Annotated in this window: 13 protein-coding genes; 7 read left to right on the top strand and 6 right to left on the bottom strand. The window is 36.4% G+C overall.

Features of this window, described 5'->3' with window-relative positions:
- Nucleotides 1–48 precede the first annotated feature (48 nt).
- Nucleotides 49–1,494: a DUF6252 domain-containing protein gene (locus tag ACY2RS_RS03995; RefSeq protein WP_490097320.1), complete on the top strand. Its 1,446-nt coding sequence runs from the start codon at nucleotides 49–51 to the stop codon at nucleotides 1,492–1,494.
- Nucleotides 1,495–1,601: 107 nt separating this feature from the next.
- Here ACY2RS_RS03995 and ACY2RS_RS03990 read toward each other — a convergent pair whose 3' ends face one another.
- The 4 genes from ACY2RS_RS03990 to ACY2RS_RS03975 are packed head-to-tail and all read right to left on the bottom strand — an operon-like array spanning nucleotide 1,602 to nucleotide 4,444.
- Nucleotides 1,602–2,294 carry a head GIN domain-containing protein gene (locus ACY2RS_RS03990; protein ID WP_490097319.1) on the bottom strand — a complete coding sequence of 231 codons (693 nt, stop codon included), beginning with the start codon at nucleotides 2,292–2,294 and terminating at the stop codon, nucleotides 1,602–1,604.
- Nucleotides 2,295–2,299: 5 nt separating this feature from the next.
- Entirely contained in the window at nucleotides 2,300–3,373 is a 1,074-nt protein-coding gene (locus ACY2RS_RS03985) for a hypothetical protein (RefSeq protein ID WP_490097318.1), read from the bottom strand.
- Entirely contained in the window at nucleotides 3,357–3,899 is a 543-nt protein-coding gene (locus ACY2RS_RS03980; protein ID WP_490097317.1) for a hypothetical protein, read from the bottom strand. Before ACY2RS_RS03980 ends, ACY2RS_RS03985 begins: the two co-directional genes overlap by 17 nt.
- Nucleotides 3,896–4,444, bottom strand: coding sequence for an RNA polymerase sigma factor (locus ACY2RS_RS03975; RefSeq protein ID WP_490097316.1), 549 nt, complete (start codon nucleotides 4,442–4,444; stop codon nucleotides 3,896–3,898). The genes ACY2RS_RS03980 and ACY2RS_RS03975 overlap by 4 nt, the downstream gene beginning before the upstream one ends.
- 273 nt (nucleotides 4,445–4,717) lie before the next feature.
- Between ACY2RS_RS03975 and lon the strand changes: the two genes are divergently transcribed.
- The 3 genes from lon to cmk all read left to right on the top strand — a co-directional run bounded on the left by lon (nucleotide 4,718) and on the right by cmk (nucleotide 9,087).
- Nucleotides 4,718–7,168 carry an endopeptidase La gene (gene lon, locus ACY2RS_RS03970; RefSeq protein WP_490097315.1) on the top strand — a complete coding sequence of 817 codons (2,451 nt, stop codon included), beginning with the start codon at nucleotides 4,718–4,720 and terminating at the stop codon, nucleotides 7,166–7,168.
- Between the two features lie 204 nt (nucleotides 7,169–7,372).
- Nucleotides 7,373–8,392: a type IX secretion system protein PorQ gene (porQ, locus tag ACY2RS_RS03965; RefSeq protein ID WP_490097314.1), complete on the top strand. Its 1,020-nt coding sequence runs from the start codon at nucleotides 7,373–7,375 to the stop codon at nucleotides 8,390–8,392.
- Nucleotides 8,392–9,087: a (d)CMP kinase gene (gene cmk / locus ACY2RS_RS03960; protein WP_490097313.1), complete on the top strand. Its 696-nt coding sequence runs from the start codon at nucleotides 8,392–8,394 to the stop codon at nucleotides 9,085–9,087. Before porQ ends, cmk begins: the two co-directional genes overlap by 1 nt.
- A gap of 8 nt (nucleotides 9,088–9,095) precedes the next feature.
- Here cmk and ACY2RS_RS03955 read toward each other — a convergent pair whose 3' ends face one another.
- Nucleotides 9,096–9,755 carry a DUF4377 domain-containing protein gene (locus ACY2RS_RS03955; RefSeq protein WP_490097312.1) on the bottom strand — a complete coding sequence of 220 codons (660 nt, stop codon included), beginning with the start codon at nucleotides 9,753–9,755 and terminating at the stop codon, nucleotides 9,096–9,098.
- A 355-nt stretch (nucleotides 9,756–10,110) separates the two neighbouring features.
- Here ACY2RS_RS03955 and rpsA point away from each other — a divergent pair, with 355 nt between their 5' ends.
- From rpsA to ACY2RS_RS03940, 3 genes are all read left to right on the top strand, one after another.
- Nucleotides 10,111–12,021 carry a 30S ribosomal protein S1 gene (rpsA, locus tag ACY2RS_RS03950; protein ID WP_490097311.1) on the top strand — a complete coding sequence of 637 codons (1,911 nt, stop codon included), beginning with the start codon at nucleotides 10,111–10,113 and terminating at the stop codon, nucleotides 12,019–12,021.
- 310 nt (nucleotides 12,022–12,331) lie between these two features.
- A complete protein-coding gene (locus ACY2RS_RS03945; RefSeq protein ID WP_490097310.1) occupies nucleotides 12,332–13,189 on the top strand; it encodes an alpha/beta hydrolase in 858 nt (285 codons plus the stop codon).
- A complete protein-coding gene (locus ACY2RS_RS03940; protein WP_490097309.1) occupies nucleotides 13,186–13,992 on the top strand; it encodes an alpha/beta hydrolase in 807 nt (268 codons plus the stop codon). Before ACY2RS_RS03945 ends, ACY2RS_RS03940 begins: the two co-directional genes overlap by 4 nt.
- A 51-nt stretch (nucleotides 13,993–14,043) precedes the next feature.
- Here the strand turns inward: ACY2RS_RS03940 and ACY2RS_RS03935 are convergent, their stop codons facing one another.
- The gene (locus tag ACY2RS_RS03935; protein ID WP_490097308.1) at nucleotides 14,044–14,583 is read right to left on the bottom strand and encodes a hypothetical protein; all 540 of its coding nucleotides are present in this window, start codon (nucleotides 14,581–14,583) and stop codon (nucleotides 14,044–14,046) included.
- Nucleotides 14,584–14,719 lie beyond the last annotated feature (136 nt).

Raw genomic sequence — 14,719 nt, 5'->3', positions numbered from 1 at the left:
TTTTTAGTTATGTTTGCTGTTATTAGCAAAAGGAAAACTTACTTACTTATGAAAAAATTGCAACTTTTTAATTGGGTGCTCATAGCGTTTATGGCATTTCAATTTACCTCTTGTGACGATGAACCTATCGAAGGAGAATTTCCCCAACAAGAAACTCCTGGATCTAACACCCCTGGCTCTTTTACTGCTGTTGTTAACGGCATTTCTTTTACTGCTGTATCAACCCTTGCTACAGTAAGTGAAAATGGAGACTTTCAAATCACTGGTATCTCAGCAAGTAATAGTGCTATTGTACTAACAGCTACTCCAATAGGATTAGGGAGTTACGACTTATTATTAAATCAATTTAATAACACCGATAGCGGTAGTTATCTTGATGTTCAATCACCAGGAAATCCATATACTACAGATAGTTTCTTAGGAGGGAATGGAAATTTAACAGTAACTACTTATAATGAAACCGACCTAGTTGTTACGGGTTCATTCGAGTTTGTTGCAGGAAGGCCCGCTTTAGATGCCAATGGAGATCCTATTACGGACACAAATGGAGATCCAATTCGACAAAACGTGACCATAACACAAGGTGTATTTACTGCAATTCCTTTTACCTTAGAAGGCGACCCTATAGATCCAGAAGATCCAATTGATCCAGAAGATCCAGAAGACCCAATGATGGTGGATGAATTTTTTGCATTAGTAGATGGTGTAGAACATGTAGATACTGAACTAGTAACTTCAACAAACATGGTTGGAGATGATATGATATTTAAAATTGAAGCGCAAACAGCAACGGGTGCCTTACTACGCTTGGACATCCCTTCAAATACAGGGATTGGCACTTTTGAAATGGAATCTGATATTTCTGACGGAACAAAACTTATTGGTGTCTACAATCCAAACACAGGAGGGGAGAACCTAAGTTCTAACCCAGGTAGTATTACATTTACGCAATTCGATGCAGTGAATGGAGTGATGGAAGGAACCTTCTCTTTTACAGCAAGAGACCCTTTAATGCAAGATGCTTCTCAGTTTGAAATTACTCAAGGTAGCTTTGTAGTCTATTTTACCGGGATTCCTGCTCCGCCAGTAGTTCCTTTTAGAGCTCTTGTAGATGGAGGTGAATTTGATCCTTCTGGTGCAATGGACTCGGTTACTACAGCTACCGAAGAAGTAAATGGTATGAATGTAACTTATGTAACAGCAATGCTTGAAAATGGTAGAACGATGCGTATTGGTTTCCCTTCAGATGATATTATTGTAGGAACTTACCCAATGAGTACTGAAGTAATAAACGGTGATGAAACAGTTGGTTTTTATGTTCGTGAAGGTAGTGCTGTAGAATTTGTATCAAACCCAGGTACTTTGGTAGTACAAACCTACGATGAAACTACGGGAGAAATTAGCGCTACATTTTCTTTTACAGCGGTAAACCCAGATGGTGTAGATCCAACAGTAATACAAATAACAGAAGGAGAATTTAACCTAACGCTATAACGATAGTTAAAATTTCCGAAGTATCCTAAATACGGATATAAAAAAACCTTTTCAATATTGTTGAAAAGGTTTTTTTGTGACTATGGTTGCTATTGTTGTTGGCTAATTTAATTTCTAGGGTCAATATCACCACTGCCATAAACTTTAGTGTTTTTCACTTCAGGATTCCCTGCATATTCAATATCTCCAGAACCTCTAAGCACTGCATTAATACTGTTGCTAGCATAAACAGTAATATCACCAGAGCCGGTAAGATTTGCATCTGTGTTTTGAGTACGTAATTGTACAGCATCAATATCACCACTTCCAGTCATAGATACTTCTAGATTGGTAGCATTTCCTTCAAGGTCAATGTCTCCAGATCCGTTTAAAGAGGCCTCTACGGTAGTTGCAGTTACTTTTAGGTCAATATCACCAGAACCGTTTAAATGGGTTACAAAAGTTGAAGCATTAATTGTTTCTTTACTTGTTACTTCTCCGGAGCCTTTTAAGTTTACTTCGTTTAAGTCATTAAAGGGTACAATTACTTTAACTCCCTTTTTACTTACTTTATATAGGTTCTTTTTTAAGCTAATGGTAAGAGTTTTTCCATTAGATGCTACAGTAACATATTCTTGGGCTTTCTCTTCTGCAATTATTTGGATGTCACCCTCGGTTCCTTTTTGGAGTATGACAGTCATAGACCCATTTGCATCTATTTTGTCATAGTCTTGTGTACTAATTGTTCTTGTCGTTTGTCCTAGCATAGTTGATGCAGTAAATGCGCATGCAATGATAGGTAATAGCATTGATTTTTTCATGTTGTTTATTTTAAGGTTACACTTCCGTAAGATGAATTAATATCGATCATATTTCCAGAGTTTGCGTTGTTGTGATATCCAGTATAGACGCCATTGTTTCGCTTTTTCTCTTGAGATGTTATGGTTACTAAATCTTTTCCTTTAAGACTTCCATATCTCAGATTCATGTTAAAACTGAATGCATAGTCTTTATGGATTCCTAAGTTGCACTTAGAATATTTGCCATTAAAGGTTAGGCTTTTTGCAGTTGCTGTCATTAAATCGACAGAGATGGTACTGTATTTTACATTAAAGTTAGCATTTCCAGCAATACTTCCAAAAGTACCATTGTTATACCCTGCATTTCCTTCTACATCGGTAACGCTATCTACTCTTAGCTTCCCATATTTATTATTATAATTTAGTTTCCCAATAGCACCTAAATTACTTGTGGTATAACTTGCCTCTAGATCAAGATTTTCAGCATTATCTAAGGTAAAAGTAGAATATCCTGCATTTATTTTTCCGCTTTTCATTCCTTTGATGAAGGCGGTTTTTACGTATTTTATAGTGATGTTGTTATTTTCTGCAGCAAGAGTGCCAATGGTTACTTGCCCATACTTGTTTTGGATATCGGCATGACCTTGTAAATCTCCTACAGTAATAGCTCCGTATTTGTTGTTTAGGTTTACTGTGTTGTTCGTTGGGATTTTAATGGTATAATTTACTTCTACCGAAACATTTTTGTTGTTGTTATCCCATCCCCAACCGCCGCTACTATCTCCAAGGTTGGTGGATGCAGACACACGACTACCATTTCCAGATAGATCGATCGAAATATCATCTAATCTTTCTTGAACTTTCGACTCATTATTTCCGTTGGTTTTAATAACAACTTCGATAACTGTTTTGTTTTCGTTCCATGTAGTTACAGCAATATTTCCGTATTTATTGGTAACTTCCAATGCAGCATCATTGTTCACAGTAAACTCTTTTTGAATTGTTTTTTCTTTGGTGTATTTACCTTTAAATTTTCCGTTATTGGCAAATGCTAGACAAGGTAGTACTAGCAATAGTAGTAGTTTATAAAGTGATTTCATTTGTATTGTTTTTAAGTGTTTTGATTTCTTCTATTGTTTCTGATACATGTTCTAAAAGTGCAATTCTGTCTTGAAAGTTGGAAATCATCGCCGCAATGACACGACTGTCTTGACCGCTTTCCAATAAATCTTCTTTTAACGCATTGTATTGTGTTTCTAACAGTGTTATTTCTTCTAATGTTTCAGTAATTAACACCGTTAACTCTGGATCGTTAATTGTTGCTAATTCGTTTAACTTTTGGTTGATGGTATTTGTAAAAAAGGACTGCGTTTGCTCCATCTCTGGTGAGACACTCGCTAAGTCGGCAGTCTTTGTAGGTGTCTTAAAAACCATACTCCCAATAGCAATAAGCACTAAAAAAGTAGCAGCAATTGCCATTGGTTTTAACCAATTTGTTTTCTTGGAAACAGTTTCTTGTTGGCTATTTAACTTCTCCATAAATCTGTTTTGGTGTCCTGCAGGAGTCTCCTCACTGTCAAAAGCAGCTTTATGTGTTTTAAATAATGTTTCTAAATCGTGGCTCATACTATTTGTAATTTTTTACGTAAACTTTCTTTTGCTCTTGAAACCTGAGTTCTACAACTTGCATTACTGCATTTTAAAATCTGGCTCATCTCTTCATAATCAAACCCTTCTATATAATGTAAGGTGAGTATGTTTCGATAGCTTTCTTTTAATGATTGCATGGCAGTCATTAATTGATTTGATTGTATGCTCGTTATATCGGCCTCAACAACACCGTCATGATTTATTGCGGTATCGGGAATAGCTTCTTCTGGTACCTGTTTAAAACGCTGGGTTTTGTTGTAAACCGTAATACTGTTGTTTACTACAATACGTTTTAACCATGCGCCAAAAGTGGCTGTTCCTTTAAAAGAATCCAACTTATTAAAAGCTGTTAAAAATGATTCTTGCATTACATCTTCTGCAGCAGCACGATCTTTTACAATTCGAAAGGCAGTGTTATACATCGCTTTTTGATATCGATTGTAAATTTCAAGTTGCGCAAAATTGTTTTGCTGTTTGCAAAGAACGAGTAATGATGGTATGTCGTGATGGGTTAGTGACACGTTGCGTTGTTGGTTATCTGCTATAAAGATACAGGCACTTCTTGATTGTTACACTTTCTCCGATTTTTTTCTTCGGAAATTTTAGTAGCACTAACATTTCCGAAGGAATACAACAATGGATAGGGGGTATGGCATACATATTGAAATAATAGGGTAGTGATAACTGCTAAATGTTTTGAATACCAGCAGTTTCAATAGATTACATAAAAAGAAACCCAATTTTAATCGACCTTGTTTCACGCTATTTTGTGACACAATGTCCTACACCATACTATGTCAAAATCAAAAGTATCTTTACTAGACAGTTTGTCATTTCAGGAATTTCAAGATGATGCCGAGTTTATTCCACTAATGTCAACAGAAGATGAGGAAGAAATGAATAATGAAGAGCTTCCAGAAATACTCCCTATTCTACCTTTACGAAATACCGTTTTATTTCCTGGCGTTGTTGTTCCAATTACTGCGGGCCGTGATAAATCGATCAAGCTCATTAACGAAACCAATAAGCAAGGAAAAATTATTGGCGTGGTTTCTCAAAAGGAAGAAGGACAAGAAGAACCTGGTATTGATGATATCAATACGGTGGGTACCGTGGCAAGAATCTTAAAGGTGTTAAAAATGCCTGATGGAAATACCACCGTGATTATTCAAGGAAAAAAACGTTTTAAAGTTTCTGAAGTCATCACTACAGAACCTTATTTAACAGCCACCGTAAGACCTGTTGCCGAAGCAAGACCTGCAAAAGATAATGAAGAGTTTAAGGCTATTGTAGAAACTATTAAAGAGAAATCTCTAGCTATTATTAAGGACAGTCCAAACATTCCTAGTGATGCTTCTTTTGCCATTAAAAATATCGAGAGTCCTTCGTTTCTAATCAACTTTGTGTCTTCGAACCTTAATATTTCCGTAGCAGACAAGCAAGCCTTATTGCAAATAAATGATTTAAAAGAAAGAGCGCTAGAGACCCTTCGGTACATGGAGTTAGAGCTACAAAAACTTTCATTACGAAACGATATTCAGTCTAAGGTGCATAGTGATATTAATAAACAACAGCGTGAATATTTCTTGCACCAGCAAATGAAAACCATCCAGGAAGAATTGGGTGGTAGTTCTTCTGAAGCTGAAATAGAAGAAATGCGCGCGCGTGGTAAAGCAAAAAAATGGAATGAAGATACTGCAGCACATTTCAAAAAAGAATTGGCAAAGCTGCAGCGTATGAATCCGCAAGTGGCCGAGTTTAGTATTCAAAAGAATTATCTAGATCTCTTGTTAGAGTTGCCTTGGAACGAATTTAGTACCGATAAATTTGACCTTAAAAAAGCAAAGCAAATATTAGATAGAGATCATTATGGTTTGGATGATGTTAAAAAACGTATTATAGAATACTTAGCTGTATTGAAATTACGAAATGACATGAAATCTCCAATCTTATGTTTATACGGACCTCCTGGTGTTGGTAAAACTTCTCTTGGGAAATCTGTTGCTGAGGCATTAGGAAGAGAATATATTCGTATTTCTTTAGGCGGACTTAGAGATGAAGCGGAGATTCGCGGTCACCGAAAAACCTATATCGGTGCTATGCCAGGTCGTATTATTAAGAGTTTGAAAAAAGCTGGAACGAGCAATCCAGTATTTGTGTTAGATGAAATTGATAAGTTATCTGTGGGAAGTCAGGGAGATCCTTCTTCTGCATTGCTTGAAGTATTAGATCCAGAACAAAACAGTGCTTTTTATGATAACTTCTTAGAATTAGGATACGATTTGTCTAAAGTAATGTTTATCGCAACTTCAAACAGTTTAAGTACCATACAGCCTGCATTACGCGATCGTATGGAGATTATTAATGTTACTGGATATACCATCGAAGAAAAGGTAGAAATTGCAAAACAGCACTTACTACCAAAACAATTAAAAGAGCACGGTCTAACAGCCGAGCATTTAAAAGTTGGGAAACCTCAATTAGAAAAAATAGTAGAAGGATACACCAGAGAGAGTGGCGTACGTGGTTTAGAAAAGCAAATTGCAAAAACGGTTCGCTATGCTGCTATGAAAATAGCCATGGAAGAAAATTATGAAGTAAAGGTTGATAACGAGGCCATTGTTGAAATTTTAGGAGTTCCAAGAATGGCAAGAGATAAGTATGAAAACAACCAAGTAGCAGGTGTTGTTACCGGATTGGCATGGACGCGTGTGGGAGGTGATATTTTATTTATAGAATCTACCATTAGTAAAGGAAAAGGAGCCTTAAACATGACGGGTAATCTTGGTAAAGTCATGAAAGAATCGGCTACGATTGCCATGGAGTATATTAAGGCAAACGCCGATAAGCTAGGGATCAAACAGGATATTTTTGATAAATATAATGTGCATATTCACGTACCAGAGGGTGCTACGCCCAAAGACGGCCCAAGTGCAGGAATAACGATGTTAACCTCTTTGGTTTCTTTATTTACACAACGTAAAGTGAAAAAGAGTTTGGCAATGACCGGAGAGATTACACTACGTGGTAAGGTCTTGCCAGTGGGTGGAATTAAAGAAAAGATTCTAGCCGCTAAGCGTGCAAAAATTAAAGAGATTTTGCTCTGTGAAGAGAACAAACGTGATATTGACGAAATAAAACCAGAATATTTAAAAGGATTGACCTTTCATTACGTCAAAGAAATGAGCGATGTATTGGCACTGGCACTTACAAAAGAAAAAGTAAAAGGCGCCAAAAAATTATAGTAAAGGGGTTTCATAATCTCATTTTGTCTGTTCGAGCACTCCCGAAACTTCGGGAGAGAACCACTGCTCTTTCATATATAAAATAAAAAAAGCACATGAAATTAATGTAACGCCGCTAGTTTTCTGCAAGTTTTTAATTAAAACGCTGAAAAATAAATTATACTTGCAGTCGTTATTTAATTAAAGAATCACGCGCACTACCATATGAACCAAAAGGTTTTATTTTTACTTGTCTCATTACTAACATTTTCTGCAGCTGCGCAAATTGGAGGAAGATCTACCTACCAGTTTCTCAACTTAGTAAACAATCCGCGACAAGCCGCTTTGGGAGGTAAAACCATTACTAATTATGACTACGATCCTATACAAGGACTGTTTAATCCGGCAGCTATAAATCCAGCAATGGACAATCAGCTTTCTGTAAACTATAACAATTATCTAGGAGATGTAAATTATGGTACTGTTGCCTATGCCTATTTATGGGACAGGCGAACACAGGTAATTCATGCGGGCGTTACGTATATAAACTATGGTGATTTTGATGGTTTTGATGAACAAGGAAATGCGACCAGTAGTTTTAGTGGAGGTGAAGTAGCAGTGTCTGTAGGACATGCACGTAACATTCCTTTTACCGATTTTCATTATGGTGCAAATGTGAAACTCATCTCATCAAAATTAGAGCAATACTCCTCTTTTGGTGTTGCAGCAGATATAGGGTTAATGTATGTTTATGAAGACTGGGATTTACAAGTAACAGGAGTAGCAAGAAATATAGGAACACAGATCACTCCTTATGATGTTGAGATAGAGCCCTTGCCCTTTGAAGTTATTTTAGGCGTCTCTCAAATTTTAGAGCGTATTCCAATTCGTTGGCACTTTACCTTAGAGAATGTGCAGCGTTGGGATTTGGCTTTTTCAAATCCAGATAGAGAAACATCCGATTTGGAGGGGAATGTTACCTCAGAAAATGTTAATTTTATAGACGAAGCATTACGACACATGATTATTGGTGTAGAATTGTTTCCAAAAAGCGGATTTAATATTAGACTAGGGTATAACTTTAGAAGAGCAGAAGAACTGCGTATTGTAGATCGTCGTGCTTTTGCAGGATTAAGTGCTGGTTTTGGTATTAAACTTAATAGAATACGTTTAAATTACTCGTATTCAAAGTACAATACTGCGGCATCGACAAGTTTCTTTGGCGTAAATATAGATTTACAATAATGCCAAAAATAACCATCGCCATTGACGGATTTTCCTCTACAGGAAAAAGCACTATTGCTAAGCAATTAGGCGATTGGTTAGATTATATCTACGTAGATACAGGTGCTATGTATCGTGCGGTAACCTTATTTGCCATGCGTAGCGGGTTTATTTCTGAAATTGGAGTCGATACTACTGCCTTAGAAAATGCGCTTAATAGTATTAACATTCATTTTGAAAAAAACACAGCTACTGGAGTTGCAGATGTGTATCTCAATGGTGAAAATGTAGAAAAGCAAATAAGAACCCTAGAAGTTTCAGAAAATGTTAGTCCGGTGGCAGCTATTTCTGCGGTGCGTACCAAATTGGTTGAACAACAACAAAAAATGGGGCAGGGCAAAGGAGTAGTGATGGACGGTCGTGATATTGGCACCGTAGTCTTTCCGGATGCCGAACTCAAAATTTTTCTAGATGCTTCTGCACACACGAGAGCAGAACGCCGTTACAAGGAACTCATAGAACGTGGTGACGATATTACTTTTGAAGATGTCTTAGAAAACGTTACTGAGCGTGATCGTATCGATTCTACTAGAGAAGATTCTCCCCTCATAAAAGCACAAGACGCTATTGCTATCGATAATAGTGAAATGAATTTGGAAGACCAATTTCATATTATTTTACAATTGGCAAAAGATAGAATAGCTGGACGTGTGTAACGTTTTTTTTAATCCACTTTTATAAGTTTCATTAGTTCCTCATCATTAGCATTTAATAAATACAAATGCAGCTTTTCTATTCTATAGCCTGCCACTTCTTGCATGGTATCGTAAAAGAGGTTGGGAGCCGTCATGTCTTGACAGTGTATTTTGGTTCTGCCTAACAATCCAAATTGTAGGTTGCTATCGTTTACTTGCTCAATGGCGCCAAAGAAATTGTTACAACTATCGTTTCCTATAATTTTACTAGATGCTAATTGTATTTCTAGCCTAATTTGCGCATCTGTGATTGGTTTTTTGTTTATGGTTTTTACCACCCAAATATCATGTAAATTAATAGTTGACTCTTTTTGTTTGCGTATTAGTTTTAGTAAAGTGTATTTATAAGTTGAGCCATCTCCTGGTATTTTTATAGGTCCGATAGTTTCTTTCTGTACTTCAACGGTATACTTATATCCAGGAGTATAGGTAAACCCTTCAATATCGTTATAAAAACAACCCCAATTTAGTTGTCCTTGTTCACGTACTTGTAGTGATTGTGTTTCTCCAACACCATCGCAGTTCTTCTTAAAACTAGCGATTTCTAGGGTTTCAATAACAGTATTGGGTTTGGTGTTTGTGCCACAAGCGGCTAGCAAGAATAGTAGGGTACAAGCAAGTTGTTTCATAAAGCTAAAATTTCCGAAGGTATAAAAGTATATATAATTAAATGTTTAGAGCCAAGAGCCATCTTGTTTCCTGTTTCCTGCAATGAGCGAAGCGAATGATCCTGTTTCAAACCGTCTAAGTACATACTAACTCTAAACCTCTATAATTATTTTATCTATCCTTTTGAATTTCAAAAGAAAAGAATTATTTTTGCAGCCCGTTTTGACGATGTTTACTAGCAAAGCGGGTATTTAAAACAAACATAATCCTTCTACGGGTGGATCGTTTTACTAGTACAACTGCGTAGAATACAAAGTATTGCTTGTAGTATTTCGCTTTCGCGGAAATGTTAGAAGACAATACAACTGATAACAAATGGCTGATAAAGCAAAAGACGAAGCAGTAAAAGAAACTGCTAAGAAAACAAGAAAAAGAACGCCTAAAGTAGAAGCTCCTGCTGTAGAAGTTCAAGAAACAGAAGCAACACAAGAAGAAGCTGCTCCTGCAAAACCTAAAAGAGAGCCTTCTCTTAAGGAAACAAACCCTGAAAAATTCTTAACAGATTTTAACTGGCACAACTACGAAGAAGGAATCGATCCTGTAGATGATGGTAAGTTAGAAGAGTTTGAAAAATTAGTAGCCGAAAATTTCGTAGATACATTAGACGACGAGGTGGTTGAAGGTGAAGTAGTACACATCTCAGATCGTGATGCTATTATCGACATCAACGCAAAGTCTGAAGGTGTTGTATCTTTAAACGAGTTCCGTTACAATCCAAATTTAAGTGTTGGAGATAAAGTAGAAGTATTAATCGATGTTCGTGAAGACGCAACAGGTCAGTTAATCCTTTCGCACCGTAAAGCTAGAACGATTATGGCTTGGGATCGTGTAAACAAAGCACACGACGAAGGTACTATCGTAAATGGTTTTGTAAAATGTCGTACCAAAGGTGGTATGATTGTAGACGTATTTGGTATCGAAGCATTTTTACCAGGTTCACAAATTGATGTGAAGCCAATTAGAGACTACGATGTATACGTAAACAAAACAATGGAATTCAAAGTTGTGAAAATCAACCACGAGTTTAAAAATGTTGTTGTTTCGCATAAAGCACTTATTGAGGCTGATATCGAAGAACAGAAAAAAGAAATCATTGGTCAGTTAGAAAAAGGACAAGTATTAGAAGGTATTGTGAAAAACATTACTTCGTATGGTGTCTTTGTAGATCTTGGTGGTGTAGATGGATTGGTACACATTACAGACCTTTCTTGGTCTCGTATCAACCACCCTAACGAGATTGTAGAACTAGATCAAAAATTAAACGTTGTAATCCTTGACTTTGATGAGGATAAAACACGTATCCAATTAGGTCTTAAGCAATTAAGCGCACACCCATGGGATGCTCTTGGTGAAGAACTTAAAATTGGTGATAAAGTAGAAGGTAAAGTAGTTGTTATTGCAGACTACGGTGCATTTATTGAAGTTGCTGAAGGAGTTGAAGGTCTTATTCACGTAAGCGAAATGTCTTGGTCTACACACTTACGTAGTGCACAAGATTTTGTAAACGTTGGAGATAAAGTAGAAGCACAAGTATTAACAATGGATCGCGAAGAGCGTAAAATGAGCTTAGGTATTAAGCAATTAACGCCAGACCCATGGACAGACATTACAACAAAATACCCTGTAGGTTCTACCCACAAAGGTATTGTACGTAACTTTACAAACTTTGGTGTATTTGTTGAATTAGAAGAAGGAATTGACGGGTTGATTTACATCTCTGATCTTTCTTGGACTAAGAAAATCAAGCATCCAAGTGAGTTTACAAACATTGGAGACACGCTAGAAGTAGTAGTTCTTGAATTGGATGTAGACGGACGTAAATTAAGCCTAGGGCACAAACAAACTACAGAAAATCCTTGGGATAAGTATGAAGCTGAGTTTGCTGTAGGTTCTGTTCACAAAGCTTCAATTGACGAAGTGGTAGACAAAGGAGCGGTTATCAACTTTAATGATGATATCTCTGCATTTATACCAAAACGTCACTTAGAGAAAGAAGACGGAACAGACGTGAAGAAAGGTGAAGAAGCAGATTTCCAAATTATTGAGTTCAACAAAGAATTCAAGAAAGTGGTAGCCTCTCACATGGCAATTCACAAAGAAGAAGAAGCAAAAATCGTAAAGCAAGCTGCTAAGAAAGCAAAGCAACAAGCTGACGAGGCGAAACCTACATTAGGAGACGCTAACTCTGCTCTTCAAGCATTGAAAGACAAAATGGACGGGAAATAATCCTCTTTCATTTTTCAAATAGTAAAAAGAGCTCTGATGTTATCAGGGCTCTTTTTTTGTTTATATGTTAGGACGCTTCGCTATTAGTTGGTAGGAGTAAGAACGCCTTCGGCTTTTAGGGGGTAGTTTTTAGTCGTTGGTCTTTAGACTTTGGTAATACGCTTTGCTATTAGTTGGTAGTGGGTAGGATGCCTTCGGTTTGCAGGTCGTAGAATTTTGACTTTAGAATTTTACATTTTATATTTTGATTTTTAGAGATTTGTGATTGGTTTTAAAATAATGTGTAACTTTAAACTAAAATACCTCGACAATGCCCATTTGGTTACACACAGTTTTATGGATTCTTGCTATTTACATTCTTGTAAGTGTGTTGCTCTATTATTTGCAAGAGCAGTTTTTGTTTAAACCCGAAAAACTACCTAAAGACTTTTTATTTGAATACGAAAACCAAGATGTTGATGAGCATAACATCACAACCAGAGATGGTGCGGTTATTAATGGGTTACACTTTAAAACACCTAATCCTAGAGGGGTAGTCTTGTATTTAAAAGGAAATAGCAAGAGTATTAAGGGCTGGGGTAAATTTGCTGTAGACTTTACAAGAAATCATTATGATGTGATTATGGTAGACTATAGAGGTTTCGGGAAGAGTACTGGAAAGCGTAGTGCAAAAAATTTAAAACACGACATACAATACATCTATAACAAGATACGTGAACGCGTTCCTGAAGAGTATATCATTTTATACGGGAGGTCATTAGGCTCTGGATTTGCTACCAAAATTGCTTCTATGAATAATCCTAGAATGCTTATTCTAGATGCGCCGTATTACAGTCTTTTTAATGTCACTAATAGGTACATGCCCTTTATGCCACTTTCTATTATTTTACGATATCCATTGCCTACTCATAAATGGCTAAAGTATGTAAAGTGTCCAATTCATATCATTCATGGTACTAAGGATAAACTCATTCCTTTTTCTTCAAGTGTAAAGTTGGCAGATATTAATCCCTCCATTACAAAATTGTATCCAGTATTAGGAGGCGGTCATAAAAACATGAACACCTTTGAGTCGTATCATAAAATACTCACAGATATTATTGAAGAAAAAGAAGTAGAAATCGACATGAAAACGACCAGTATTGGTGTAAAACATTCCTATAAATGATAAAAAAGTGGTTTTTTCGCATTTTATGGAGTGTCGTCCTTTTTTTATGCTTGGGTATTTTTGTGCTTTATCTAAGTCAAGAACGTCTTATTTTTGCATCGACACAATTACCTCCCGACTACCCATTTGATTTTAAAATCCCCTTTGAAGAGGTAATGCTGCATCCTGAAGAAGATGTTGTTTTGCATGGCATTCATTTTAAAGTACCAAATCCAAAAGGAGTCATATTGTATTTCCATGGCAATGCTGGCGATCTCTCACGCTGGGGAGACGTGGCTGCTTACTTTACAACGCTAGAGTACGATATCTTGGTAATAGACTACAGAACCTATGGAAAGAGTACGGGAACTATTGATGAAACCAAAATGCTAGCAGATACGCAATTGTGGTACGATTTTCTTCTGAAATCTTATAACGAGTCTGCTGTGGTAGTGTATGGAAGATCCATAGGGACTGCTTTTGCTTGTTATGTGGCATCAAATAATAATCCGAGAAAACTTATCTTAGAAACTCCATTTTACAATTTGGCAGATATGGCCAAAGATCGTTTCGGATTTTTACCCTTTGTGAATAAACTTTTAAAGGTGAAATTAGAAAGTAATGTCTTTTTTACAAAGGTTACAGCGCCTGTTGTAATCTATCATGGTACTGAAGATAGGGTAGTGCCTTATGCCTCTGGCAAGAAGCTCAGCAATTTATTACCAGAAGCACAATATACATTTTATACACTAGATGGAGGGAGCCATCATAATTTAGGATCTTTCAAAGGCTATCAAGACTCGATTTTAAAAAGTCTTGAATAAAAAAAGTCGTCTGTAATTGCAAACGACTTTCAATTGCTAAGAATTAATAGGTTAATTGTCTCCAGCTTCCTTTTTTGCTTTTTTAAGTTCCTTCGATTTCTTTTTAGCGCTTTTTTTAGATTGTCCAACACCTCTTTCTAATTCTGCTTTTCTTTCAAGACGTTCTATTTCTAATACTTTGTTGGCTGCATCAATTTTTTCTTTTTCAAGGGCAGCCTCTTCTAAGGCTTTTTGTCTATCGGCTTCAATTTCTGCTTGCATTTGTTTTTGGTTTTCAATGCGCTGTTTTTCTATGGCTTCTTTTTGAAGGGCTGCTTTTTCTTCTTCAAAGATTTTCTTTTCTTCGATTACATTTTTTGATTCATTGGTGTTTTTGGTTCTGCTGCTAGTAGCATTAATTCCGTCTGACTCTTCTACTTTAATAGTCTCATGGTCTTCTGTTACTTCCTCAGTAACTTTTACTTCAGTTTCTAGATTGTTTGTAGTCACAACACGAGTAATCACAGTTTCTTTTTGGATATCGACATTTTGAGCATATGCCGTAACTGTTGTTCCTAATAATAAAAGGCTCAAAAAAGTAATTTTCTTCATAATTAATAAATTTGTGCTACAAAGGTACAAAGTTTATGAAATAGAAATTCGTTGCTATATTTTAAATGAAACTACAAGAGTTTTGCCTATTAAAATTTCGGCTAAAGCCTTATATTTGCACGCATTTTAAAATAGC

This window comes from Patiriisocius sp. 208BN25-11 (assembly GCF_058147145.1).
The sequence above is the reverse complement of the archived record's forward strand: the minus strand, read 5'-3'. Positions and strand labels throughout refer to the sequence as shown.

Bases quoted from the DNA above. Each gene is read 5' to 3' on its own strand.
- ACY2RS_RS03935 (WP_490097308.1), bottom strand. From the start codon at position 14,583: ATGAAGAAAATTACTTTTTTGAGCCTTTTATTATTAGGAACAACAGTT.
- ACY2RS_RS03940 (WP_490097309.1), top strand. From the start codon at position 13,186: ATGATAAAAAAGTGGTTTTTTCGCATTTTATGGAGTGTCGTCCTTTTT.
- ACY2RS_RS03995 (WP_490097320.1), top strand. From the start codon at position 49: ATGAAAAAATTGCAACTTTTTAATTGGGTGCTCATAGCGTTTATGGCA.
- porQ (WP_490097314.1), top strand. From the start codon at position 7,373: ATGAACCAAAAGGTTTTATTTTTACTTGTCTCATTACTAACATTTTCT.
- ACY2RS_RS03985 (WP_490097318.1), bottom strand. From the start codon at position 3,373: ATGAAATCACTTTATAAACTACTACTATTGCTAGTACTACCTTGTCTA.
- ACY2RS_RS03990 (WP_490097319.1), bottom strand. From the start codon at position 2,294: ATGAAAAAATCAATGCTATTACCTATCATTGCATGCGCATTTACTGCA.
- ACY2RS_RS03980 (WP_490097317.1), bottom strand. From the start codon at position 3,899: ATGAGCCACGATTTAGAAACATTATTTAAAACACATAAAGCTGCTTTT.
- lon (WP_490097315.1), top strand. From the start codon at position 4,718: ATGTCAAAATCAAAAGTATCTTTACTAGACAGTTTGTCATTTCAGGAA.
- ACY2RS_RS03955 (WP_490097312.1), bottom strand. From the start codon at position 9,755: ATGAAACAACTTGCTTGTACCCTACTATTCTTGCTAGCCGCTTGTGGC.
- rpsA (WP_490097311.1), top strand. From the start codon at position 10,111: ATGGCTGATAAAGCAAAAGACGAAGCAGTAAAAGAAACTGCTAAGAAA.
- ACY2RS_RS03945 (WP_490097310.1), top strand. From the start codon at position 12,332: ATGCCCATTTGGTTACACACAGTTTTATGGATTCTTGCTATTTACATT.
- cmk (WP_490097313.1), top strand. From the start codon at position 8,392: ATGCCAAAAATAACCATCGCCATTGACGGATTTTCCTCTACAGGAAAA.